Annotated in this window: 1 protein-coding gene and 1 pseudogene; both read right to left on the bottom strand. The window is 53.8% G+C overall.

The features are described from left to right. On the bottom strand, positions 1-234 hold a 234-nt coding region (locus AC1D1X_RS25355; RefSeq protein WP_477699644.1), incomplete at its 3' end, for a hypothetical protein. Positions 235-280: 46 nt separating this feature from the next. Continuing rightward, positions 281-541: pseudogene (locus AC1D1X_RS25360) on the bottom strand (glycosyltransferase); the annotation flags it as partial.

Here is a 541-nt window from a genome sequence, read left to right on the forward strand (position 1 = left end):
ACCGAGCACCATCACGGTGATCCAGAGCTTGAAAATATCCTGATTGACAGCAATGGCCGAAGCGTATCGGCAAGGTAAAAGCGGCCGTAGGTCAGGTACCAGTTGCTGTCGAGCAGCCAGCTTCTGAGCGTGGCACAGTCGTGATTGGCCAGCGCGTGGACACCGATGACACCATCCCACATTTCGATCGACGACAACCAGATCGGTGCAGGTCCCGAGCAGCAGCTCGAACAAGGCTCAGAAAATTACACTACCGAATGGAGTTGTCGGCTCGGCCGTCTCAATTATCGAAATTAATGCGTTCACGTTCGACGACGAGCGGACGTTTCATGACATGGGTCAGGATCGCGCCGACATATTCTCCGAGCAAGCCTATAAAAAACAGCTGTACCGATGCGAAAAAGAACACGCCTATCAGTACCGGTGCCGTGCCCATCGAAAACTGGTTCCAGAACAGCAGTTTGAGTAACAGATAGACGAGGGAGACCAGCAAGCTCAAGCCCGACAGCGCAAAACCGATCATCGTCGCGAGCCGTAACGG

The sequence above is a fragment of the Polaromonas sp. P1_G4 genome (assembly GCF_056405475.1).